The sequence below is a fragment of the Marinobacter sp. ATCH36 genome, from assembly GCF_023555055.1.
GTDB lineage: Bacteria > Pseudomonadota > Gammaproteobacteria > Pseudomonadales > Oleiphilaceae > Marinobacter.
Genome location: NZ_JAMJPL010000001.1, coordinates 1,663,461 through 1,684,249, shown reverse-complemented (window position 1 = coordinate 1,684,249; position 20,789 = coordinate 1,663,461). Strand labels below are relative to the sequence as shown.

The 20,789-nt window shown below is 56.6% G+C and carries 21 protein-coding genes; 9 read left to right on the top strand and 12 right to left on the bottom strand.

Going from position 1 to position 20,789, the window contains the following annotated elements:
* Positions 1-270: 270 nt before the first annotated feature.
* Positions 271-1,251, bottom strand: coding sequence for an NADPH:quinone oxidoreductase family protein (locus tag M8010_RS07760; RefSeq protein ID WP_250090057.1), 981 nt, complete (start codon positions 1,249-1,251; stop codon positions 271-273).
* 140 nt (positions 1,252-1,391) lie between these two features.
* A complete protein-coding gene (locus M8010_RS07755; RefSeq protein ID WP_250090055.1) occupies positions 1,392-1,958 on the bottom strand; it encodes a BLUF domain-containing protein in 567 nt (188 codons plus the stop codon).
* A 231-nt stretch (positions 1,959-2,189) separates the two neighbouring features.
* Between M8010_RS07755 and M8010_RS07750 the strand changes: the two genes are divergently transcribed.
* From M8010_RS07750 to M8010_RS07730, 5 genes are all read left to right on the top strand, one after another.
* Positions 2,190-2,807: a trimeric intracellular cation channel family protein gene (locus M8010_RS07750; RefSeq protein ID WP_250090053.1), complete on the top strand. Its 618-nt coding sequence runs from the start codon at positions 2,190-2,192 to the stop codon at positions 2,805-2,807.
* 129 nt (positions 2,808-2,936) lie between these two features.
* A complete protein-coding gene (locus M8010_RS07745) occupies positions 2,937-4,235 on the top strand; it encodes an NCS2 family permease (RefSeq protein WP_250090051.1) in 1,299 nt (432 codons plus the stop codon).
* 26 nt (positions 4,236-4,261) lie between these two features.
* Positions 4,262-4,804, top strand: coding sequence for an adenine phosphoribosyltransferase (locus M8010_RS07740; RefSeq protein ID WP_137435209.1), 543 nt, complete (start codon positions 4,262-4,264; stop codon positions 4,802-4,804).
* A 39-nt stretch (positions 4,805-4,843) separates the two neighbouring features.
* On the top strand, positions 4,844-5,506 hold the full coding sequence (locus M8010_RS07735; RefSeq protein ID WP_250090049.1) for a fumarylacetoacetate hydrolase family protein: 663 nt from the start codon (positions 4,844-4,846) through the stop codon (positions 5,504-5,506).
* Positions 5,507-5,574: 68 nt separating this feature from the next.
* Entirely contained in the window at positions 5,575-6,891 is a 1,317-nt protein-coding gene (locus tag M8010_RS07730; protein WP_250090048.1) for an ABC1 kinase family protein, read from the top strand.
* A 37-nt stretch (positions 6,892-6,928) separates the two neighbouring features.
* Here the strand turns inward: M8010_RS07730 and M8010_RS07725 are convergent, their stop codons facing one another.
* From M8010_RS07725 to M8010_RS07715, 3 genes are read right to left on the bottom strand one after another with little or no spacing between them, the layout of a single operon-like run.
* Positions 6,929-7,603, bottom strand: coding sequence for an SIR2 family NAD-dependent protein deacylase (locus M8010_RS07725; RefSeq protein ID WP_250090046.1), 675 nt, complete (start codon positions 7,601-7,603; stop codon positions 6,929-6,931).
* A gap of 33 nt (positions 7,604-7,636) precedes the next feature.
* A complete protein-coding gene (locus M8010_RS07720; protein ID WP_250090044.1) occupies positions 7,637-8,143 on the bottom strand; it encodes a DUF2244 domain-containing protein in 507 nt (168 codons plus the stop codon).
* A gap of 41 nt (positions 8,144-8,184) precedes the next feature.
* Positions 8,185-9,588 carry a D-2-hydroxyglutarate dehydrogenase gene (locus M8010_RS07715; protein ID WP_250090042.1) on the bottom strand — a complete coding sequence of 468 codons (1,404 nt, stop codon included), beginning with the start codon at positions 9,586-9,588 and terminating at the stop codon, positions 8,185-8,187.
* 180 nt (positions 9,589-9,768) lie between these two features.
* Here M8010_RS07715 and serA point away from each other — a divergent pair, with 180 nt between their 5' ends.
* Positions 9,769-10,998 (top strand): phosphoglycerate dehydrogenase, encoded by a 1,230-nt coding sequence (gene serA, locus M8010_RS07710; RefSeq protein ID WP_250090041.1) that lies wholly within the window; start codon positions 9,769-9,771, stop codon positions 10,996-10,998.
* A gap of 54 nt (positions 10,999-11,052) precedes the next feature.
* Here the strand turns inward: serA and M8010_RS07705 are convergent, their stop codons facing one another.
* Together M8010_RS07705 and M8010_RS07700 are read right to left on the bottom strand one after the other, a co-directional pair.
* Complete coding sequence (locus M8010_RS07705) at positions 11,053-11,709, bottom strand: YiaD family glycine zipper/OmpA-like lipoprotein (RefSeq protein ID WP_250090039.1); 657 nt, start codon at positions 11,707-11,709, stop codon at positions 11,053-11,055.
* A gap of 63 nt (positions 11,710-11,772) precedes the next feature.
* Entirely contained in the window at positions 11,773-12,792 is a 1,020-nt protein-coding gene (locus M8010_RS07700; RefSeq protein ID WP_250090038.1) for an alpha/beta hydrolase, read from the bottom strand.
* 194 nt (positions 12,793-12,986) lie between these two features.
* Between M8010_RS07700 and M8010_RS07695 the strand changes: the two genes are divergently transcribed.
* Positions 12,987-13,880, top strand: coding sequence for an alpha/beta hydrolase (locus M8010_RS07695; protein ID WP_250090036.1), 894 nt, complete (start codon positions 12,987-12,989; stop codon positions 13,878-13,880).
* A gap of 24 nt (positions 13,881-13,904) precedes the next feature.
* On the opposite strand, the gene M8010_RS07690 is transcribed toward M8010_RS07695, so the two are convergent.
* The 4 genes from M8010_RS07690 to M8010_RS07675 are packed head-to-tail and all read right to left on the bottom strand — an operon-like array spanning position 13,905 to position 17,955.
* Positions 13,905-14,183, bottom strand: a complete 279-nt coding sequence (locus M8010_RS07690; RefSeq protein ID WP_250090035.1) for a GIY-YIG nuclease family protein — start codon at positions 14,181-14,183, stop codon at positions 13,905-13,907.
* Positions 14,180-15,085 (bottom strand): DMT family transporter, encoded by a 906-nt coding sequence (locus M8010_RS07685; RefSeq protein ID WP_250090034.1) that lies wholly within the window; start codon positions 15,083-15,085, stop codon positions 14,180-14,182. Before M8010_RS07685 ends, M8010_RS07690 begins: the two co-directional genes overlap by 4 nt.
* Positions 15,078-16,463: a sigma-54-dependent transcriptional regulator gene (locus M8010_RS07680; RefSeq protein WP_250090032.1), complete on the bottom strand. Its 1,386-nt coding sequence runs from the start codon at positions 16,461-16,463 to the stop codon at positions 15,078-15,080. The genes M8010_RS07685 and M8010_RS07680 overlap by 8 nt, the downstream gene beginning before the upstream one ends.
* Positions 16,453-17,955: a sensor histidine kinase gene (locus tag M8010_RS07675; RefSeq protein ID WP_250090031.1), complete on the bottom strand. Its 1,503-nt coding sequence runs from the start codon at positions 17,953-17,955 to the stop codon at positions 16,453-16,455. Before M8010_RS07675 ends, M8010_RS07680 begins: the two co-directional genes overlap by 11 nt.
* A 244-nt stretch (positions 17,956-18,199) precedes the next feature.
* Here M8010_RS07675 and M8010_RS07670 point away from each other — a divergent pair, with 244 nt between their 5' ends.
* The gene (locus M8010_RS07670) at positions 18,200-18,598 is read left to right on the top strand and encodes a DUF4168 domain-containing protein (protein ID WP_250090030.1); all 399 of its coding nucleotides are present in this window, start codon (positions 18,200-18,202) and stop codon (positions 18,596-18,598) included.
* Between the two features lie 142 nt (positions 18,599-18,740).
* Positions 18,741-19,820, top strand: coding sequence for a TRAP transporter substrate-binding protein (locus tag M8010_RS07665; protein ID WP_250090029.1), 1,080 nt, complete (start codon positions 18,741-18,743; stop codon positions 19,818-19,820).
* A gap of 18 nt (positions 19,821-19,838) precedes the next feature.
* Here M8010_RS07665 and M8010_RS07660 read toward each other — a convergent pair whose 3' ends face one another.
* Positions 19,839-20,681: a 23S rRNA (adenine(2030)-N(6))-methyltransferase RlmJ gene (locus M8010_RS07660; protein ID WP_250090157.1), complete on the bottom strand. Its 843-nt coding sequence runs from the start codon at positions 20,679-20,681 to the stop codon at positions 19,839-19,841.
* Between the last annotated feature and the right edge of the window lie 108 nt (positions 20,682-20,789).

Below are 20,789 nucleotides of genomic sequence, written 5' to 3'. Positions count from 1 at the left end.
TGAGGCCAGAGCCACCAGAGTGGCTCATCATAAAGGCCGGATATACGTGCGCAGTTTTACCCAGTTAGCCTTTGACACCACCGATAGCTTTGGGGCTTGCACAACAAGAGGTCTACATATATGTGCTTGAAGCGTTTTTTGGGAGGGGGTGCCCTCCGATGCAACCGCCAAACCACACAGGCTGGGGTCTGACCCCAAAGGCTAGCCTGTCAGCCATGGCCTATCACCAGAACCATCAGACTGGATCCAGAGGCCAGAAAAAGGCAAGACTCAGGAGCCGACCTTCAAGACAATCTTCCCGGTAGCCGTCCGCCCGGTCAGCGCGCCAAGCGCTTTCTCGTAATTCTCGAAGTCGTAGACCTCGCTGATTCTGGGGTTAATCTTGCCCTCGGAGAACAGCTTCAGCAGCTCCATCATGTTCTGGGCGCTGGTCTGCGGTTCGCGTTGGGTGAAGCTGCCCCAGAACACGCCTACGACCGAACAGCCCTTCAACAGCGTCAGATTGGCCGGAATTTTCGGGATGTCGCCGGCGGCGAAGCCGATGATCAGGTGGCGACCGTTCCAAGCCATGGCGCGCAAGGCCTGTTCGGTGAAATCACCACCGACCGGATCGTAAATGACGTCCACACCCTTGCTGTTGGTCAGCCTTTTTACCGCATCCTTCAGCGGCTCTTCGGTGTAGTTGATCAGCTCATCGGCACCGGCCTCTTTGGCCACCGCCAGCTTCTCGGCCGTGCTGGCCGCAGCGATCACGTGGGCGCCCATGGCCTTGCCCAGCTCCACCGTTGCCAGGCCAACGCCACCACTGGCACCCAGCACCAGCAGGGTTTCGCCCGGCTGGATATTCGCGCGCTGTTTAAGGGCGTAGTAGGAAGTGCCGTAAACCATTGAGAAAGCCGCCGCTTTCTTATCTGACATGGATTCGGGGATGGGCAGGATGTTGTGCTCGGGGACCACCACTTCTTCGGCAAAGGCGCCGTAGCCTGTGAGGCCGGCAACCCGGTCGCCAGGTTTGAACCGGGTGACTTTCTCTCCCACTTCAATCACTTCACCAGACATTTCGCCGCCAGGTGAGAAAGGCATGGTCGGCTTCAGCTGGTATTTTCCTTCGATGATCAGGGTATCCGGGAAATTCAGGCCCGCAGCCTTGACCCGTACCCTGACCCCATGGCCTTTCGCCACGGGACTGGCCACGTCTTCAATTACCAGCTTGTCCGCAGGACCATATTCCTTACAGAGAATCGCTCTCATGTTGTAACTCCGTTAATCGTCGATCGACAAAGGATGACTTCAGTTGATGGTTATCAACCTAAACAGAGTCGCGTCATGAAGCAAATAAAGAACTCTTATTTCACTGGATTAGCCAGACTTATCAGCCCCGATCGACTGCCTTAAAGCATTGTGCTCGCGTATATCATTGCGCCAACGACACCGACGGCGGCTACCACCAGGCCAATACCAATACCTTTGGGAATGGCAGACTGCCGGCTTCGATCTTTGCGTTTAACGTCGTGGCTGATTACCCGCCCATCCTGGCTCGAATCGCGGATCAGCCTGACCATCTCTTCGCATTGGCTGCGATTGAATTCCGATGGTTTGAACTCATCCATGTTGTGCTTGTCGAGAAACCGGTTAACGTCGGAGGACAGGGGCACATATTTCATTGACCAATTGGTAAAGGTCCGGGCCTCGAGCGGCTCTTCCAGCAGTGTCGTTACGTTACGGTGCCGGCTGTCCCTGGCGATTCGGTCATAGAGATTACGAACAGCGTCTTCCTCGCCTTCCAGGTACTGGAAGAATCGATTGTCACCGTAATACAGACCGCCAACAATCTCGCCTTTGGCATTATTGCGGCGTGACTCCATCAAGATTCGGGCGACGTTAGGCTCTACCCCCTTCTCCACGGGTTTGGCTTCAAAGGTGGCTTCACTGGCATAAGCCAGACGCATCAGTGACATAGCATTCACTCCGTACTGCAGCAAACGGTTAAGGTGAACCTCAAATACGCCTGAACTGCTGTTTGTGGATCACAGACCCTTTTACAGGCCTGCTTCAGGAATGTCGTCAGTCCTCTACAAAATGCTACGCCGATACACCTTCCCCAAGATGAATCCGGTCGTTTTTTCGGCTATCCTGCGCGCATTCTAACCGGGACGGCGTCCTAAACTGGTTTCCCTTCAGGGTCTGACATGTTCGATATTATCTACGTGCTTGAAATGATCGGAGTGGTCGCCTTCGCCATTTCCGGAATGATTGTGGCGCGGTCAAAGAACATGGATCCGGTGGGAGTTTTTACCATTGGCTTCGTGACAGCACTGGGTGGTGGCACCTTGCGGGACCTGATGATGGACAATCATCCGCTTTACTGGATCAAGCATCAGGAACAGCCGATACTGATATTGTGCATGGCGGTTGTTTATAGCTACTGGCACCGAGCAGAACGCATTCGCGCATCGCGAATCGTGTTCCCGGACGCCATTGGCCTGGGTATCTTCTCCATTCTCGGCGCCCAACTTGCGCTGGACCTGGGCCATTCATGGTTTATTGCCTCCCTGCTTGGCGTGATGACAGGTACTTTTGGCGGCGCTCTGCGCGATACCCTCTGCAATGAAGTACCGTATATTTTCCGCAAGGACCATATCTACGCCTCCATATCGTTCGCGGGATGCTGGCTGTATTTTGCATGCCAGTGGCTGCTGGACAACGAAACTCTGGCCCTGACCATTGGCCTGCTCTTTATCGTCATCATCCGTATGCTGGCGGTACGCTTCGATATCCGTTTGCAGCGACCGCGGCAACATGGCTGATCAGGACACCAATGAACAATCATCCCTTGGCGTTCACAGCTTCAGCCGGTAACATTGCCGTTTTTTCACGCAATCCCTGAAACCGGTTCATTCATTCCCCATTAGCACCCTGTAAGGCAGGCACCCGTCATGCTTGAACGACTATTTCAACTCCAGGCCCATGGCACCACCGTTCGTAAAGAGGTGATTGCGGGCTTTACCACCTTCCTGACCATGGCTTACATCATCGTGGTCAACCCAAGTATTCTCTCAGCCACCGGCATGGATTTCGGTGCCGTGTTCGTTGCTACCTGTCTGGCCGCCACCATTGGCACCCTGATTATGGGGTTCTGGGCCAACTACCCGATCGCCCTCGCACCTGGTATGGGTCTGAACGCCTTTTTCTCGTTCACCGTAGTCGGCAGCATGGGATATAGCTGGCAGGTGGCACTGGGGGCGGTGTTCATCTCCGGCTTCATCTTTTTCCTGCTCAGCCTCTTCAAAGTCCGGGAATGGATCATCAACAGCATCCCCCTGTCCCTGCGCTTTGGCATTTCGGCCGGCATCGGCTTCTTTCTGGCACTGATTGCCCTCAAAAACGCCGGTATCGTTGTCGACAACCCCGCCACACTGGTTGGTCTTGGTGATATCAAAGTCGCTGAAAGCCTGCTGTTCTTCGGCGGCTTCGTGCTGATTTGCGCGCTTTCGTTCCGGCAGATCACCGGTGCGGTGATGATTGGAATTATTGCTGTAACCGCCGCTGCCATGGCGATAGGTATGGTGGAATACGAAGGCTTCGTTTCTGCACCACCCAGCCTGGCGCCCACCTTCATGCAACTGGACCTGGCCGGCGCACTTAATGTCGGCATGATTAGCGTGATCTTCGCCTTCCTGTTTGTGGACCTGTTCGACACCTCCGGCACTCTCATCGGTGCTGCCCAACGTGGTGGCCTGCTGGACAAGAACGGCAAGCTGCCTCGCCTGGGCCGTGCACTGATGTCCGATTCCGTAGCCACCATGTCCGGCGCCGCCCTGGGTACGTCCACAACCACCAGCTACATCGAGTCTACCGCCGGTATTTCTGCCGGTGGCCGCACCGGCCTGACCGCTGTTGTTGTTGGCGCGCTGTTTCTCGCCTGCCTGCTGCTGTCACCCATTGCCAGCATTATTCCGGCCTACGCCACGGCGCCAGCCCTTCTGTATGTCGCAGTACTGATGGCCAGTGGCCTCAAGCTGATTGACTGGGACGATGTCACCGAAGCCGCCCCGGCAGTAGTAACCGCCCTGATGATGCCGCTGACATTCTCCATCGCCAACGGCATTGCCCTTGGCTTTATTACCTATGCCATTCTCAAGGCATTGAGCGGCCGCTGGTCGGACCTGAACGCCAGTGTCGTGATCATCGCAATCGTCTTCATCCTGAAATTCACCTTCCTGGACGTAGCGTAAGCTGCGTTTTCAGAGCCCGGATAGCTATGGACTACTTTGCAGAAAGCATCAAGAAAGCCATTCGCACGGTGCCTGACTGGCCCAAGCCAGGGGTCGCCTTTCGCGATATCACCACCGTGCTGCAGGACCGCACTGCGTTCCGTAAGCTGATCGATGCTTTTGTTCACCGTTACCACGGCCACAAGATTGATGCTGTTGCCGCCGTGGACGCCCGTGGATTCATCATCGGCTCGGCACTCGCTTACGAGCTGAATGCCTCACTGGTGCTGATCCGCAAGAAAGGTAAACTGCCGTTTGACACGCTGGTGGAAGACTACGAACTGGAGTACGGCACCGCCTCGGTGGAGCTGCACAAGGATGCTTTCAAGCCCGGTGACAATGTGGTTCTGGTTGACGATCTTATCGCCACTGGCGGCACCATGCTGGCAGCATCGCGACTGATTCGCCGCATCGGTGCCGAAATCGTGGAAGTTGCAGCGATGATCGACCTTCCCGACCTGGGTGGCTCACGCAAGCTGCAGGAAGAAGGCTTGAAGGTTTATACTGTGTGCTCATTCGAGGGCGACTAGAGAGCCGCAACGGCGACTCTCTTTGCAACGGGGGCTGCCATGCCAGATTATCAGCATCACTGGAAAGACGGGACGCCAGTGCACCTGCCGCTGGGCAAGATCGTCTGCATCGGCAGAAACTATGCCGAGCATGCGCGGGAGCTGAATAACCCTGTGCCGGACGAGCCCCTGCTGTTCATCAAACCGGCGACATCCGCCGTGCACATTACCCGCCCACTGGACTTCCCCCGCGACCGGGGCGCAGTGCATTTCGAGACCGAGCTGGCCGTTCTGATCGGCCGTCCGCTGACCAATGCCTCCGCCAGTGAGGCCGAAAGCGCCATTCTCGGCTATGGCCTGGCTCTGGATCTGACGCTTCGGGACTTACAAACCAGGCTCAAGGAAAAGGGGCAACCCTGGGAGCGGGCCAAGGCCTTTGATGGCGCCTGCCCGCTGTCGCCGTTCATCTCCGTTGATCGGCTCCGGCGGGACCACCTGACGTTTACCCTGGACATAAACCGTGAACGCCAGCAAACCGGCGACACCCGGGATATGTTGAACCCGATTGTGCCATTGATCGTACACATGAGCAGCCAGTTCACGCTGATGCCCGGCGATGTGGTGCTGACCGGCACGCCCAAAGGCGTCGGACCTATGGAGTCAGGGCAAATATTATCCCTGGAGCTGGAAGATGCCTTGTTTGTGGAGACCACCGTGCTCTAATGTGGGTGCGGTGACTCAAGACTGGGCTCAACGCCACGACCATCAGCTTTCCAGGATGACTTTCAGGCATGGCAAAGAAACCGGTTACTACCCGCAGTGGACGATTCTTCAGACTTGCCGGCATGACGGCCTCAGTGGCTGGTCACTATGCCGGGCAACGTGCGCGACGGATATTCCGTAACGAGGAAGACAGCGAGGGCGCCCGCTCCGAAAGTTACACTCGCATGGCAGACCAGATTGTCGACACTCTCGGCGAGCTCAAGGGTGCGGTGATGAAGGTGGGACAGATTGCGTCCCAGACCCAGGATTTCCTGCCCCGGGAATTCTCGGACGCTCTGCAGCGCCTGCAGAAAGAAGCCCCGCCCATGCCCTTCGAGGTGATTGTGGGCCAAATTGAAAGCGAGCTGGGCAAGCCAGTGTCGGAGTTGTTCGAATACCTGCAGGAAAAACCCTACGCTGCTGCGTCCATCGGACAGGTTCATCGTGCTCGTCTACACGACGGTACGGATGTCATCATCAAGGTACAGTACCCGGGCGTGGACGAATCCTGCGACAGCGACCTGAAACAGCTGCGGCTGGCTCTGAAACTGGGTGGCCTGCTAAAAATGCCCAAGGAGCATGTAGACCAATTGTTCGGTGAAATCCGTGTGCGGTTAAAGGAAGAACTGGACTATGAAAACGAGGCTCGCAACCTGGAAGAATTCCAGACCTTCCATGCCAAGGACAACTGGATCATCATTCCAAAAGTGTTCGAGAGCCATTCGTCCCGGCGGGTACTGACCATGGAGCTGGTGGAAGGCGACCACATCAGCGAAGTAACACCGGAAAGATACAATCAGGACACTATCAATCTGATTGGCCGCCGCATCTTCACCATGATGGCCGACCAGCTGTTTCGCTACCAGTGCATCCACGGTGATCCCCACGCGGGCAATTTTGCCTATCGCCCGGACGGCACCATCATCCTGTACGATTTCGGCTGTGTGAAAAAACTCAAGCCAGAGATTGTTGAGTCCTATCGCAAGGCCCTGTTATCGGCACTGGACGAGGATTACGCTGGCCTGGACAGACATCTGATCGATCTCGGCGCGCGCGTGGAATCCCAGCCCGCGGTGGACGAGGCCTATTACGCCATGTGGCGGGATATACTGATCCAGCCTTTCAACAGCGATACGCCCTACGATTTCGCCCAATCCGAACTTCACAAGGACGTCGCCGCCAAGACCACCACCGTGTTCAAGTACCTGGATTATTTCAAACCGCCGGTGGAAAGTATCTTCATTGACCGCATGATTGCCGGGCACTACTGGATGATGAAGAGGCTGGGAGTGCAGGCCGCGTTCCGCACCGAGCTTAATACCTATCTGCACAGAGCAGCGGGCTGAGCGGCCGGGGATTCCGCTTCTTTTTTTCGCATACTGTTCAGCGGTTTCCGAGACCGGCCGCCCACTCGGACACCCCCTCACAGGCTCCCTTACGGATAACCCTGGCCCGGGAAAGGTTTGCCGGCTCGCCGGGGTCGATCACCGTCACCGGCACATCAAAGTCCACCAGCCCCGCAGCGGGGTAGACCTGCAACGAGGTTCCCACAATCAGCAGATGGTTCGCTGTGGGGACAATCCCGGCAGCGGCCTCAATCATCGGCACTTCCTCACCGAACCAGACGATATGGGGACGAAGCTGGGCACCGCGCTCGCAGGTATCGCCGGGATTGATGTCCCGGAAACCAATGTCGTAGACCAGCTCCGGATGCTTTGAACTGCGGGCTTTGGTGAGTTCACCGTGTAAGTGGATAACGTTGCTCGAACCACCACGCTCATGAAGGTTATCCACGTTCTGGGTAATGATGGTTATTCGGTAGCGCTGCTCCAGTTTCGCCAGCAGGCGATGAGCCTCGTTGGGCTGTGCTGTCTCCAACTGCCGGCGGCGCTCGTTGTAGAAGCGAAGCACCAGCTCCTGGTTGCGGGCAAAGGCCTCTGGCGTAGCAACGTCGTAAACACTGTGCTGCTCCCAAAGACCACCATTGTCGCGAAATGTGGAGAGACCGCTCTCGGCGCTCATACCGGCGCCAGTGAGTACCACGATGTGATCCTTCATAGAACACCACGTTTATTGTTGTATGGATAACTGTCAGAACCAGAGCTTTTCCGGCCTGCGCCGCTTTTGAATTCTGAGCCCGTGTTTTTCAAGAATAGCAACCAACTCCTCGGTGTCATCCATATTGAGGAACGGCGCCAGGGAAATTTCCTCCCCGCGGAACTGAAGATGGAGTTTCGGGGGTGTCCAGGGATGACGTGGCATATCCTGCCACACGCGGGTGTACTGGCGGGGCATCTCCCACTCGTTTTCCTTGTGGGTCATGCCTTTTTCGAGGCGGATCAGGTCCGGGCCAAATGTCAGCACCTCCCGTTTCTGACATTTTCGGGAGGTGTAATAGAAGGCTGCGGCAAGGGCCGTCAGCTCCAGCCCGGCAAATGGCAATACCGGCCACGCCCCTATCAGCAGCATACCCGTGGAAATCAGTAGCGAGAGACACAAGGCCGCCAGCCAGATACGGATATTGCCCTTCCAGCTCATGGACTGGTTGGGGGTCAGGAGAAAACAGTCGCCTTCACGTTCGGAAAGCTGTTCTACCATTCCGGTTGCTCCCGGGAACCACCCGCACCGCCACAGCTCTTTCAGTCAAAAATCTTGCCGGGGTTCATCACCCGGTTGGGATCAAAGACCTGTTTGATGCCTCTCAGGTAGGCAATTTCAGCAGCACTGCGGGTGTACTCCAGATACGGCTTCTTGGTCATGCCCACGCCGTGCTCAGCAGATACGCTGCCCTGGTAGCGCTGGACAATTTCGAAAACCCACTTGTTAACCTGTTGGCATTTCTCAAAGAAATCCTCTTTCGCCATGTCTTCGGGCTTGAGGATGTTCAGGTGCAGATTACCGTCGCCGATGTGACCAAACCAGATGATTTCGAAATCCGGATAATGCTCGGTCACCACGGCGTCGATCTCCTGCAGGAATCCCGGCACTTTGGAAACCACAACAGAGATGTCATTTTTATACGGTATCCGTGGCGCAATGGACTCGGAAATACGTTCCCGCAGTTGCCACAGGTTCTTCGCCTGGGTTTCGCTCTGGCTGATCACGCCATCCAGCACCCAGCCATTTTCCATGCACTGCTCGAACAGCGTCATTGCATCGTCCATCACCTCGTCAGACACTGCCTCGAATTCCAGCAGGGCATAGTAAGGCGCCTCGGTTTCAAACGGTGCCTGCACCTGGCCGTGGGCGAGCACATGCTCCATGGCCTGATGGGAAAAGAATTCGTAAGCAGTCAAATCGATCTGCTTCTGGAAGGCCTGCAGTACATCCATGGTGTTGGTGAGATCGTTCAGGCCCAGCACCAGCACCGTGAGGTTATCCGGCTTGCGGGACAGTTTCATGGTGGCTTCGGTAATGAACCCCAGCGTGCCCTCAGCACCGATAAACAGGTGCCGCAGGTCATAGCCGGTGTTGTTCTTTTCAAGATCCTTGTTCAAATCAAGTATGTCGCCCTTGCCAGTGACTACTTTCAGGCCGGCAACCCAATCGCGGCTCATGCCGTAGCGGATCACCTTGATTCCACCCGCGTTGGTGGACAGGTTACCGCCCAACTGGCTGGAGCCCGCAGAGGCGAAATCCACCGGGTAATACAGGCCGTTTTCTTCGGCAAAATTCTGCAACTGTTCGGTGACCACGCCCGCCTGGCATTTCACAGTACGGTCGCTGGCACTGAAATCCAGGATCTGGTTCATGTTGTCGAACGCTACGACCACCTCGCCGTTGGCCGCGACAGCCCCGGCACTCAGGCCTGTGCGACCGCCGGAAGGCACCAGAGCTACCTGGTTCTCGTTGGCAAACTCCACCAGTGCCTGCACCTGCTCGGTGGTTTTGGGCAGAACAATGGCTACCGGTTTCGGAGGGTAGATCTTTGTCCAGTCCTTGCCGTAGTTCTCCAGGTCGGCTGCGTCAGTCAGCACTTTTCCGGGGGCCTGACCCGCTTCCATCAGGGCTTTGAGGGAGGCAACAATCTGTTCAGAGTTCATGGATAATCCGGTCTCGCAAGGGGTTAGTCAGAGCGTCTGCGCAAAGAGTTGATTCAGGTAACCTGACGCGCTGTGAAAATCTTCGTTTATGGTATCATACCGCCCCTGTTCTGTGAGCCCGCCCGCCAATAGCGGCTCTCACGGGTCATTTCATGTGACGAAAGGTTCGGAAGCACGCCCATGTCAAATACGTCTCTTGAAAAGAGCAAAATCCGCATCCTGCTGCTGGAAGGTGTACACCAGTCTGCCATTGATACGCTGAACGCGGCCGGTTATACCAACATCGAGTACCTGACGCATTCACTGGCCGAAGACGAACTGGTCGAAAAAGTTGCCGACGCTCATTTTGTGGGTATTCGCTCGCGCACCCAGTTGACCGAAAAGGTATTCGAAGCCGCCCAGAAGCTGGTCGCGGTAGGCTGTTTCTGCATTGGCACCAACCAGGTCGACCTCAATGCAGCAACCCGTCGCGGTATCGCTGTTTTCAACGCGCCCTTTTCCAATACGCGCAGTGTGGCGGAACTGGTTCTCGCCCAGGCGATTCTTTTGCTGCGCGGCGTGCCCGAGAAAAATGCCAAGGCGCACCGTGGTGAGTGGCTGAAATCTGCCAAGGACAGCTACGAGATTCGCGGCAAAAAGCTGGGCATCATTGGTTACGGCAACATCGGCACCCAGTTCAGCGTGCTGGCAGAAGGCTTGGGCATGGACGTGTATTTCTACGATGTGGTGTCCAAACTGTCCATTGGCAACGCCACTCAGGTGGGCACGATGCAGGAATTGCTGAACACCTGCGACGTGGTCAGCCTGCATGTGCCGGAAACACCGGCCACCAAGTACATGTTCAAGGCCGAGCAGTTTGCCCAGATGAAACCGGGCAGCATTCTGATGAACGCTTCACGGGGTACCGTGGTGGACATTGACGCCCTGGCCGACTCTTTGCGCAGCGGTAAACTCCTGGGCGCCGCCATCGACGTCTTCCCGGTAGAGCCCAAGTCCAACGACGAGGAATTTATCTCTCCGCTACGGGAATTCGACAACGTGATCCTGACCCCCCACGTGGGCGGCTCCACCATCGAAGCGCAGGAAAACATCGGCCGCGAGGTGGCGGAAAAGCTGGCCATGTACAGCGATAACGGCACCTCCGTGTCCTCCGTGAATTTCCCGGAAGTGGCCCTGCCCTCGCACCCGAACCAGCACCGCCTGCTGCATATCCACGAGAACGTGCCGGGCGTAATGTCCGAAATCAACCAGGTGTTCTCCGAGAATGGCATTAATATCTGTGGCCAATACCTGCAGACCACCGAAGACATTGGCTACGTGGTGATCGATGTAGACAAGGAATACGGCGAGCTGGCACTGGAAAAACTGCTGAAAGTGAAAGGCACCATTCGCTGTCGCGTGCTGTTCTGATTCAGCAACGCAGACCATCAGAAAAGCCGGGGCCTGTTGGTCCCGGCTTTTTGGTTACTGCATGGGAACCAGCGTCAGTTCAACGCGGCGATTCTGTTCGCGGCCAGAATCGGTATCATTGGAAGCGATAGGGTAACGCGGGCCGTAGCCAACCGCACGGGTGCGCTTGGACTCAATGCCTTGGTTCAATAGAAAGTCCCGCACCGAGGACGCGCGGCGTTCACTTAGCAGCTGGTTATAGTCCCTTGAGCCAGTGCTGTCAGTGTGGCCTTCGATCTGGATGATGGTCTTGTCGAATTCCTTGAGCACAAGTCCCACAGATTCCAGAGTGTTACTGAAAGACGGCTTGATAGTGGACTGGTTCACGTCAAAGGTAATATTGCCGGGCATGACCAGCTCGATTTCGTCGCCATTACGTACCACGCGGACACCGGACCCCTCCAGCTTGCGACGCAGCTCGGCTTCCTGTCTGTCCATGTAATAGCCAATACCACCACCCACGGCAGCACCGGAAGCAGCACCGATCAGCGCGCCCTTGCCCCGGTCACTGCCGCTGGATGTCGCCGCGCCAACGGCCGCACCACCGATAGCCCCAATGATGCTACCTTTGGTCGCACTCGAAGTCTTTTCTTCCCCGGTATAGGGGTCATATGTCATACAGCCGCCCAATCCCACGGTGGCGACAGCAAAAGCAACAATCGTTTTCTTCACGGTACTCTCCAGAGTCTTTCCAAGGTATGACTGTTAGCGGCCTTTCACCGCTCTGTGTTTTCCCTAACAAGCTTCCGAAAGGAAGCTGTCATGGTCGCCTTCAAAGGTATCTACAATGGTGTTGAATACCCTTGCCTGCAGATCCTTAGCTTCGTTTACCAGATGATGACGTCCGTCCGGTATGCGGAGTTCCTTAACCGAGGCAAATTTATTGCGGAGGATCCGCAGATTGTGCTGCCAGTCTACAGTCAGGTCTTTCTCTCCCTGCACTACCGTAATCGGGAAATCGACTGGACGGGCAGACTCGATGTGAGGCACCCACTGCCTCAGCGCCGACACCCAATCCACGTGAACGGCCCTTGCCTGGAGCGGATCATATTCCTTCAGGAACGTCAGAAAACGCGAGTTCCCACTGTTGACGGCGAACACACGGGCCCACCGTGATACAAAGGGCTTGACCAGGCTGTGGAGAACCTTCGCACCCAGCCAGCCCATCGGCCGTATCAGCGGAGCCAGCAACACAACCCGCCGGAAATCAGAGGTCTGGGGAGTATGGTGATTGGTCAGCAGGTAATCAATCAGTATAGCGCCCCCGGTGCTCTGTCCCACCGCGTACCATGGCGCTCTAACCTTGCTCCTCACCTTGGCCATTACATCTGTCAGCACGGCCTGATACTCCAGGAAGCTGCCAATAGCCGCCGGGGTTCCACTTGACAGCCCGTGCCCTGGCTGGTCGTAGGCCAGCACATCAAATCCCGCGCTCAGGCAACGGTCTATCAACTGACTGTAGAGGCCCACGTGATCGAAATAGCCATGGAGGATGAACACCGTGCCTTTGGATTGGCTTACTTCAGGCAACCGGAAGTAGTGCACCATAACCTGGTGCGGGTCTGCCAGGACATAACCCTGATGATAGGAAACATCCGGGTGCTCCACCCAGAGATCCAGCCCGTAGAACCGACAATAGGCAACCATATCTTCGGCAAGCGGTTCCCGGCGTTCAGGATCGAATGGCTCCAGCCTTTCCAGCAACGATGCCCTGTTCCAATTCGGTATTTCTATGGTATCTGTTTTCCAGTACACGTAGAGTTAGACGCCTTTAATGAATAGTACGAATTTGCCATATCCCAAACAGCCACGGCAATCGCCAAAGGCTCACGCGTTAGGTTAGCACACCACGAGGCCATTTAGGCCTTAAAGCGGTGTCACCATAGCCATTGCAGAAGCAGGCCGGTACGACTATGTTATCGCAGCTCAATTCAGCCCCGGAGCGATCAATGATACAAACTGCATTGGAAGCCGGTTTGCGCCAGACCATGACCCGGCTGGTTCGGCCTTTGCTGCATCCCGCCGTTCCTGTAGGCATTCAGCGCAGCCTGGTCCGCAAGGCTTATCTGACCTCTGTTCCACCACGTGGCACGCGCTTTGAACACTTCGAGGCCGAAGGCCTTGCCATGATGCGGGTCTGCCATAGCGAAAACCCCACGGGGGTCGTGCTGTATTTTCATGGCGGCGGTTATATTATTGGATCCCCGCAAACTCATCGGGGAATCACCGGGCATCTGGCCAGAGCCAGTAGCGCTATGGTGATCGTCCCTGACTACCGGCTTGCCCCGGAAAACCCTTACCCGGCCGCACTGGACGATGCAGAAGCCGTTTATCTGGCCTTGCTTGAGGAAGGTCACCCGCCAGCATCTCTCAGCCTCGCGGGCGACTCGGCAGGCGGTGGGCTGGCGATCGCACTGGCAATGCGTCTGAGGGACAGGGGGCTGCCCCTGCCCTCTTCGCTGATGGTCATGTCCCCCTGGACTGATCTTTCCGATGCCCATCTTTATTCCCCGGAATGCGAGCCGGTTCTGCAAAGGCGCTGGATAGACAAGGCTGCCCGACTGTATTGCGGCAATGAGCCTGTTGCCAACCCCTACGTTTCCCCGGTTTATGGGGACCTGTCCGGCTTGCCCCCCTTGCTGATTCAGGTGGGCAGCCAGGAAATCCTGCTGAACGACGCCCAGCGACTGGCGGAAGCAGCCAACCGGGACAGCGTTGATACCCGTCTGGAAATCTACAACAGCCTCTGGCACGTTTTCCAGGTGCATGCCGGGCAACTGGACCGGGCATCCGAGGCGCTGGCAACGGCAGGCCAGTTTATCCGGCGACACCTCATCACCTGATACCGGAGCCGCAAATAAGGTGGTTCAGACGGTCAGATCAGGCAGGCACACCTCACCGCGAACCAGCGCCTCTTTCTGCCAGCGTGGCCAACGCTTGATCTGCCACTCCAGTTTTGAAGCGGTTACCCTGTCCCGAGTCTCGGCGGTAAAGACCAGTTCAAGCGGGCCTTTTCCCCAGAGGCTTCTGGCGCCCTTCGGAGCACCTGCCTGATGCTCGGAAAATCGACGGGCCACGTCCGTGGTTATGCCGGTATACAGGGACCCCTTCGCCGTTCGCACCATATAGACAAACCATTGACTCATGCTGACGATGCCCTGGCCATTTTGTCCCGGGCCTTCCGTTGCTGAATCCACAAGCCCGCCACGATCAACACCAGACCAATATAAGTAGACGGCAGAATAATCTCGCCAAGGATGAAATAGATGAACACCAGCGACAGAAACGGGGAAATAAAAATCAGGTTGCTCACCCGAGAGGTGTTCTCGGCTTTTTTCATCGCATAAGACCACAGAACAAAGGCAACCCCCATCTCGAACACTCCCACGTAGATGGCGGCAGTAAGCCCGGTACCTGCACTGAAGTCGAAGCCTGACGTCATGGCACAGATCACTATAATCACCGGCAGGCCACACAGGAAGTTGAGAAACAGCCCCACCACCGGATCCCGGGTATCCCTTGTTGCGACAATCCAGTAGGACGCCCACACCAGTGTGCTGCCGATCGCATACGCAACCCCGAGTGGGTCAGAGAATGTCAGCGAGAGGACGTCACCGCGGGTGGCAATTACTACTACACCGCTGTAACAGACCAGCCCGGCAACAATATCCGCTGGCTTCAGCCGCTGGCCCAGAAAAGGCACCGAAAGGTAGGCCAGCACCAGTGCCCAGGTATAATTCAGAGGTTGCGCCTCCTGGGCGGGGAGCCGATCAAAGGCGCCGAACAACAGGAAATAATAGAGGCAGGGGTTAATCAGCCCCATGCCGATGGACTGCAGGTACTGGCGCCTGCTGAGCTGGAAAACCAGGTGCCAGCGACGCTGAACCAGCAACACCAGCGCCATCACCAGCACCGACGCGGAACAGGCCACCGCCAGCATCTGTATCGGGCTCAATTCCCGCAACGACAGCTTGAATGCAGTGGCAACGGTAGACCACAGCAGCACCGTACCCAGGCCATACAGCATGGCCTGTTTCTGGTTAGTCATTGGCCTCGTCCTTTTCGCTATCCAGCCAGCGATACAGGGTGCGACGATTGACCCCCAGTACCTGCGCCGCACGGCGCTTGTTGCCATCTACGGCGTTGATGACCTTCCCAACGTAGTCCTGCTGAACCTGCTCCAGGGTGGGCCAGTCTGCAAGATTTCCCTCCGGCAGTCCGGGCCTTGCTTCAGGCGTGTCCGTCTGGCGTTTGCGTACACGGGCAGGCAGATGCTCCGGAAGAATCATGTCGCCATCGCAGAAGGTCACCGCCCGCTCTATGGCACTGCTCAACTCCCTGACATTGCCAGGAAAAGGGTAGTCGGCGAGGATCTGCGATGCCACCTCGCTCAATTGCAGGAAACCACGGTTGTGTCGCTTCGCTGAGTCCCTCAGAAAGTGCATGGCGAGCAAATCCACATCGTCCCCACGTTCCCTGAGCGGAGGCACGATCAGGGTCAGGGTTTCCAGCCGGTAATACAGATCCTCGCGGAAGTTTCCCTGCCCCACAGCCTTGATAAGATCCTGGTGAGTGGCCGCGATAATGCGTACATCCACCTTCTCCTCATGGTCGGCACCCACGGGTTTGATAGTGCCTTCCTGCAACACCCGCAGTAACTTTGCCTGCAACGCCAGGGGCATCTCCCCGATCTCGTCCAGCAGCAGCGTCCCGCCATCGGCCTCTGCAAAGAGCCCCGGACGCGCGGACTTCGCACCGGTAAAAGCGCCCGCCTCATGGCCAAAGAACTCACTCTCCATCAGTTCCTGCGGAATGCCCGCACAGTTAACCGGGATAAACGACTTGTCACTGCGGTCACTCTCATCGTGGATAGCACGGGCAACGAGCTCCTTGCCCGTTCCACTTTCGCCGCTGATCAGAACCGCCGCCTGGCTTCTGGCGACCTGTTTGATCTCGCTCCTCAGTTGCATCATTGGCCGGCTTTCACCCACCAGACCCAGTGATGTGTCATCGGGTGTCTGTGACTTGTAGCGTGCAAGTTCGCTGGTAATAGCGGCATGGGCCAGCAACCGCTTGATCTTTAACCTCAGGTGATCGGTAGAGAGCGGCTTGGTCAGAAAATCATCAGCTCCTGCCTTCAGCGCGTCCACTGCCTGATCAACAGTGCCAAAAGCGGTAATGATGATAAAGGGTACGGACTGGCCTTCCGCCTGAAGTTGCCGGAGGATTGAAAGCCCGTCACCATCCGGTAGCCGCAGATCCGAAACAATCAGGTCAGGCCCGGATTCCGCAGCGAGCCTGCGTCCTTCATCCATTGTTCCCGCACAGCTGACCCGGTAGCCATCTACCTCAAGCTCTTCCGCCAGCAATGTTCGCAAGCTGGCATCGTCTTCCACCAGCAGGATTGAGGACGGATTATTCCCCATGGTTCGTCCCCCCTTGGGTGTCATCTGGCTTATAAGCCGGCCAGAAAGTGGACATCCGGCATCCACCTTCGGAGTTCACCCCGACCTCGATACGGCCCCCATGCTCCTTGAGCACACTACTCACCACAGCAAGCCCCAAACCGGTTCCTTCGCCGGCGGCACGGGTACTGAAGAAGGGTTCGAATATCCGCTCGCGCAGGTCTTGCTCTATTCCCGGCCCGTCATCGTCCACCCGCAACTCCCACAGGCCATCGTGCTCGGCCAGGTTGACCGTCACCTTCGAGCGGGCTGCCTGACAGGCATTGCGGATGATATTCACGCAAGCCATTTCCAGGCGAGTCGGCTCTGCCAGGATCTCGGCCCGACAGTCAGGAAGCTGTGAGTAAAGCTCTACACCCTGGCACCTGGGTTCTTCACTGATCCGGGCCATCACTTCCTTCGCGGTGGTTACCAGATCGGTCTCGCGGCGGGAATCGGGTACGTGTCGGAAACAATCCAGCAACTGCTGGATGATCAGGGTCATGCGTTCGACCTGGTGCTCGATATCCTTCAGGTGCCGCCTGTCGCCGTCAGCCAGATCCCGCCGCCCCAGTATGTTGGCGCGGCCCTGAATGACGCTCAGTGGTGCGCCAAGTTCGTGGGCAACGCCACCTGCCACGCGGCCGATCATGGCGACTTTTTCCTGGTATTCCAGTTGCTCGGCGAGCTCGCGCTCACGTTCAACGCTCTCCTTTATTTCCGTTTCCGCACGCATCATACGCTCCCCCATATCATGCAGCCCTTCATGTATCTGGCGCAGTTCGCGCGGGCCGGCAGGCGTTTCACTAACCCGCCAGCGCCCGGGCGCCATACCCTCCATGATTTCCAGTAGCCGGCTGACATGACGCCCGACCACGCCATAGTGCCCAAGCACCACAACGAGAATGACCATCAGAGATACCATTGACCAAAGAGTGACGGCCCAGATGCGGCTGGATGCCACCAGTTCGTGAAAGTCGCTGCGTTTACGGGTCACCTGAAGCAGGCCCTGGATCCGCCCATCAGCGGCGATTAGCGGCGTGAACTGGGAAAAAACAGAAACCCCGTCCACCTGGCGAAAAGCTCCACCCACTTTACCGCTGGCAATAACCTGTTCAGCACTGTCGCTGCGGGTGACATCGGTATCAGCAACCCCCAGACTGGCAACCTGCTGACCATCTTCATCAAATACGGACGCCCCGAACACCCGGCCAATGCGGAATATCGATTTCAGTGACTCGCCCATGACAATCTCATCGCCGTCGGACATGGCCTGTGATAGCGGTCCGCTGACAGCACGGGCAACAAGCTCAAGATCCTCCCGCAGACGGTCATTCAGGTTCTCCTCCACAGCGCCAAGCCCCACATAAATAGCCAGGCCGCTGATTACCATTAGCGGAACAACGATGCTCAGCACCAGGGTCAGTCGTAATGAGCGGAACATCTTTTGCGCGGTGAGCACAGGCCGTTTCATGAGGAACTCCGACAAAGTGTCACACACCTATGCCACATGTGACATTTCGCCACAACACACATTACGCACCCTTAACATTATTATTTTATTAAAGTACTGTTTTTAAAGGATTTATTCCTATTATTAAAACCTGGCACGGGGCTTGAAAGGTCATAACTACAAATCAATCAGAACCTGATTCACGGTTCCAAAAGATTGTTTGTAGTGGTTGCAGGCAATCCCATCAATGTAAAAGGAGAGAGTTATGAACAAGCTTCTCGTTTCACTGACCGCATCCCTGGCACTGCTCGCTGCCGGTCCTGCCCTCGCGCAGGAAAACCAGCAGAGCCCGGAATCCGCTGACACCGACGGTGGATACAGTGATCCGGCCTCTGCGGGCACTCAGGACACCAACTTTTCCGACCAGGAATTGAAGCAGTTCGTCGATGCTCAGGAAGGTATCAACGGCATCCGTGACGAATACATGGAGAAAATCGAGGCTGCCGATTCCCAGCAGAAAGCTCAGGAACTGCAGATGGAAGCCAACGATGAGATGGTGACCGTGATTGAGGACGCCGGTATGGACATTCCGACGTACAACTCAATCGCGACTGCGTACAACAGCGAACCGGAAGTACGGAATCGCGTTGACGCACTGATGTAAACGACACTCTGCGATCGTGTCGTCCTGGGCCCCGCAACTGCGGGGTCTTTTCGTTGTGTAAACAGCCAGCAACAAGCCACTGTGCCGGCATATTGTGGTACCTTGCGTACAGGGATCAGCTAACAACAGCCGGAGACAGGAAATGCGAAAACTCTGCCATTGGCGAACCACAATGTTTGCGATGGTTATCCTGCTATTCGCAGGCTGCTCGGACAGCCCGTCGCCAACCGAAACCAGTGAAGATGATGGCGAAAAGCCCACCTATCCGGTCACCTGGCGGTTCGCCCTGGAAGAAATTGAGGGCAGCGTCCAGCACCACTACGCGCTGGAACTGAAAGAACGTATCGAGAGCATTTCAGACGGCAATATTCTGATCGACATTTTTCCTTACGGTTCGATTGGAACGTCCATCCAGTTGACCGACCTGGCCAGAGAGGGCTCTGTCCACCTTACCTTCGCATCTCCCGGACATCTGGCTGACGTGGTCCCGGAAACCGGCGTCTTCACCCTCCATTTCCTGCTTTCAGACGACGAGACTGTCAATCGGGACATTCTGGCCAGTGACCAACTGGTGCGGGAGTTCAGCGAACCCTACGCCGAGCAGAACCTGAAGCTCCACGGTTTCGTACCCGAAGGATGGATGGTCTGGACCGCAAACAAAGCCCTGAGAACACCCGCCGATTTTGACGGCCTGGCATTCCGCACCATGACGTCGAAGATCTCGGTTGAGGCCTATAAGGCCTACGGGGCAGTACCCACTCCGGCGCCGTACGCTCAGATATACAGCGACCTGCAGCTACGACGCATTGCCGGGCAAGCAAATCCGGTTTTTGCCATTGAAGAAATGGGATTTTATGAAGTCCAGAACACCATGACCTTCGCAAGGCCTGCCCAGTTTGTTACTTCGGTAGTCTCCAACAAGCAATGGTTTGACGATCTTCCCACAGACCAGAAACAGTGGCTTGAAGACGCGCTGGACGAGGTTACACCTCTTGCCTGGGAAGTGCAGGCGGAGCTCAATGCCAGTCGCCTTGAAACCATTCGGCAGAACAGCGACATTCGCACCATAGAACTGACCGAAGAAGAACGCGACCGATTCCGCGAGGCCAGCCTGCCGGTTCGCGAAACCTATACCCGCATGGCTGGGGACCGGGGGAAAGAAATTCTGCAACGGCTTATGGAGATGGTTGATAAGGCTGAGTCGGAAGTTCCCGAAGCCTGACTCAACGGACAAATCCTTTTACTCAGGCACCAGCCAGTCCACCATCGATGTAATCCCCAGGCCTTCGATGGTGGATACGGCTTCCATCATCGCGGCGAGCCTTCGGTCAAAACCCCAGGGTGGATTGACCACCAGCATTCCGGAGCCGGACATGCCACGTTCCGGTGGTTGATCAAGAATTATCTCATTACGAAGCACCTTACGCACAGGGCCGCCGGATATTGCCTTTAAAAGCCTTTCGTGGGGCCTGCCCGCCAGAACCGGATACCAGATCAGGTAAACTCCATGCCTGCATTTCTGCCAGGCCCGCGTCAGAGTGTCGGCCACGCCTTCGTACTCACTTTTCACCTCGTAAGATGGATCCGTCAATACCAGAAGCCTTGGCTGCCTGGGCGGCAGACAACGAAGCAGCCCATTCAGACCATCCTCACGGCAAACCCTGACCCCGGGGAGTCCAGCACCCCATTGCGCCAGGGTCTGGTTTTCGGCCGGATGCAACTCAAAAGCGGTCAGGCTGTCCTGCTCTCGCAGATACGAGCGAAACCAGTGAGGAGACCCCGGGTAGCGACCAATCTCTCCGTGGGGCCCGGCTCCGGTTGCCAATTCATCAATGATAGCCTTCCAGTCATCTGACTGCAGTTCCGCCCGGTTGCGCCAGATTTTCTGAACCCCCGAGTTTGCTTCACCGGTTTTCAACGCCCGGTCACCAGTCAGATCATAGCTCGCACTGCCTGCATGGGTATCGAAGCAGGCAATGGCGGAGGCTTTGGCCTGCATCATTCGCAAAGCCAGCACCAGCGCAGAATGTTTCTGGATATCGGCGAAATTGCCGGCGTGAAACGCATGAAGGTAACTCAACATCATCAGGACTCCCGGTTGACGGTCGCCTATTAGGCAACAGTCAAACCGTGCAGGCAAGACTTGAGAACCTGTGTCCGGCTGATATCCTTTAGCCCTGTTTTCCGCGAG

Excerpts from the sequence above, each read along its gene's own strand:
- M8010_RS07760 (WP_250090057.1), bottom strand. The coding sequence starts at position 1,251 with ATGAGAGCGATTCTCTGTAAGGAATATGGTCCTGCGGACAAGCTGGTA.
- M8010_RS07755 (WP_250090055.1), bottom strand. The coding sequence starts at position 1,958 with ATGTCACTGATGCGTCTGGCTTATGCCAGTGAAGCCACCTTTGAAGCC.
- M8010_RS07750 (WP_250090053.1), top strand. The coding sequence starts at position 2,190 with ATGTTCGATATTATCTACGTGCTTGAAATGATCGGAGTGGTCGCCTTC.
- M8010_RS07745 (WP_250090051.1), top strand. The coding sequence starts at position 2,937 with ATGCTTGAACGACTATTTCAACTCCAGGCCCATGGCACCACCGTTCGT.
- M8010_RS07740 (WP_137435209.1), top strand. The coding sequence starts at position 4,262 with ATGGACTACTTTGCAGAAAGCATCAAGAAAGCCATTCGCACGGTGCCT.
- M8010_RS07735 (WP_250090049.1), top strand. The coding sequence starts at position 4,844 with ATGCCAGATTATCAGCATCACTGGAAAGACGGGACGCCAGTGCACCTG.
- M8010_RS07730 (WP_250090048.1), top strand. The coding sequence starts at position 5,575 with ATGGCAAAGAAACCGGTTACTACCCGCAGTGGACGATTCTTCAGACTT.
- M8010_RS07725 (WP_250090046.1), bottom strand. The coding sequence starts at position 7,603 with ATGAAGGATCACATCGTGGTACTCACTGGCGCCGGTATGAGCGCCGAG.
- M8010_RS07720 (WP_250090044.1), bottom strand. The coding sequence starts at position 8,143 with ATGGTAGAACAGCTTTCCGAACGTGAAGGCGACTGTTTTCTCCTGACC.
- M8010_RS07715 (WP_250090042.1), bottom strand. The coding sequence starts at position 9,588 with ATGAACTCTGAACAGATTGTTGCCTCCCTCAAAGCCCTGATGGAAGCG.
- serA (WP_250090041.1), top strand. The coding sequence starts at position 9,769 with ATGTCAAATACGTCTCTTGAAAAGAGCAAAATCCGCATCCTGCTGCTG.
- M8010_RS07695 (WP_250090036.1), top strand. The coding sequence starts at position 12,987 with ATGATACAAACTGCATTGGAAGCCGGTTTGCGCCAGACCATGACCCGG.
- M8010_RS07690 (WP_250090035.1), bottom strand. The coding sequence starts at position 14,183 with ATGAGTCAATGGTTTGTCTATATGGTGCGAACGGCGAAGGGGTCCCTG.
- M8010_RS07685 (WP_250090034.1), bottom strand. The coding sequence starts at position 15,085 with ATGACTAACCAGAAACAGGCCATGCTGTATGGCCTGGGTACGGTGCTG.
- M8010_RS07680 (WP_250090032.1), bottom strand. The coding sequence starts at position 16,463 with ATGGGGAATAATCCGTCCTCAATCCTGCTGGTGGAAGACGATGCCAGC.
- M8010_RS07675 (WP_250090031.1), bottom strand. The coding sequence starts at position 17,955 with ATGAAACGGCCTGTGCTCACCGCGCAAAAGATGTTCCGCTCATTACGA.
- M8010_RS07670 (WP_250090030.1), top strand. The coding sequence starts at position 18,200 with ATGAACAAGCTTCTCGTTTCACTGACCGCATCCCTGGCACTGCTCGCT.
- M8010_RS07665 (WP_250090029.1), top strand. The coding sequence starts at position 18,741 with ATGCGAAAACTCTGCCATTGGCGAACCACAATGTTTGCGATGGTTATC.
- M8010_RS07660 (WP_250090157.1), bottom strand. The coding sequence starts at position 20,681 with ATGTTGAGTTACCTTCATGCGTTTCACGCCGGCAATTTCGCCGATATC.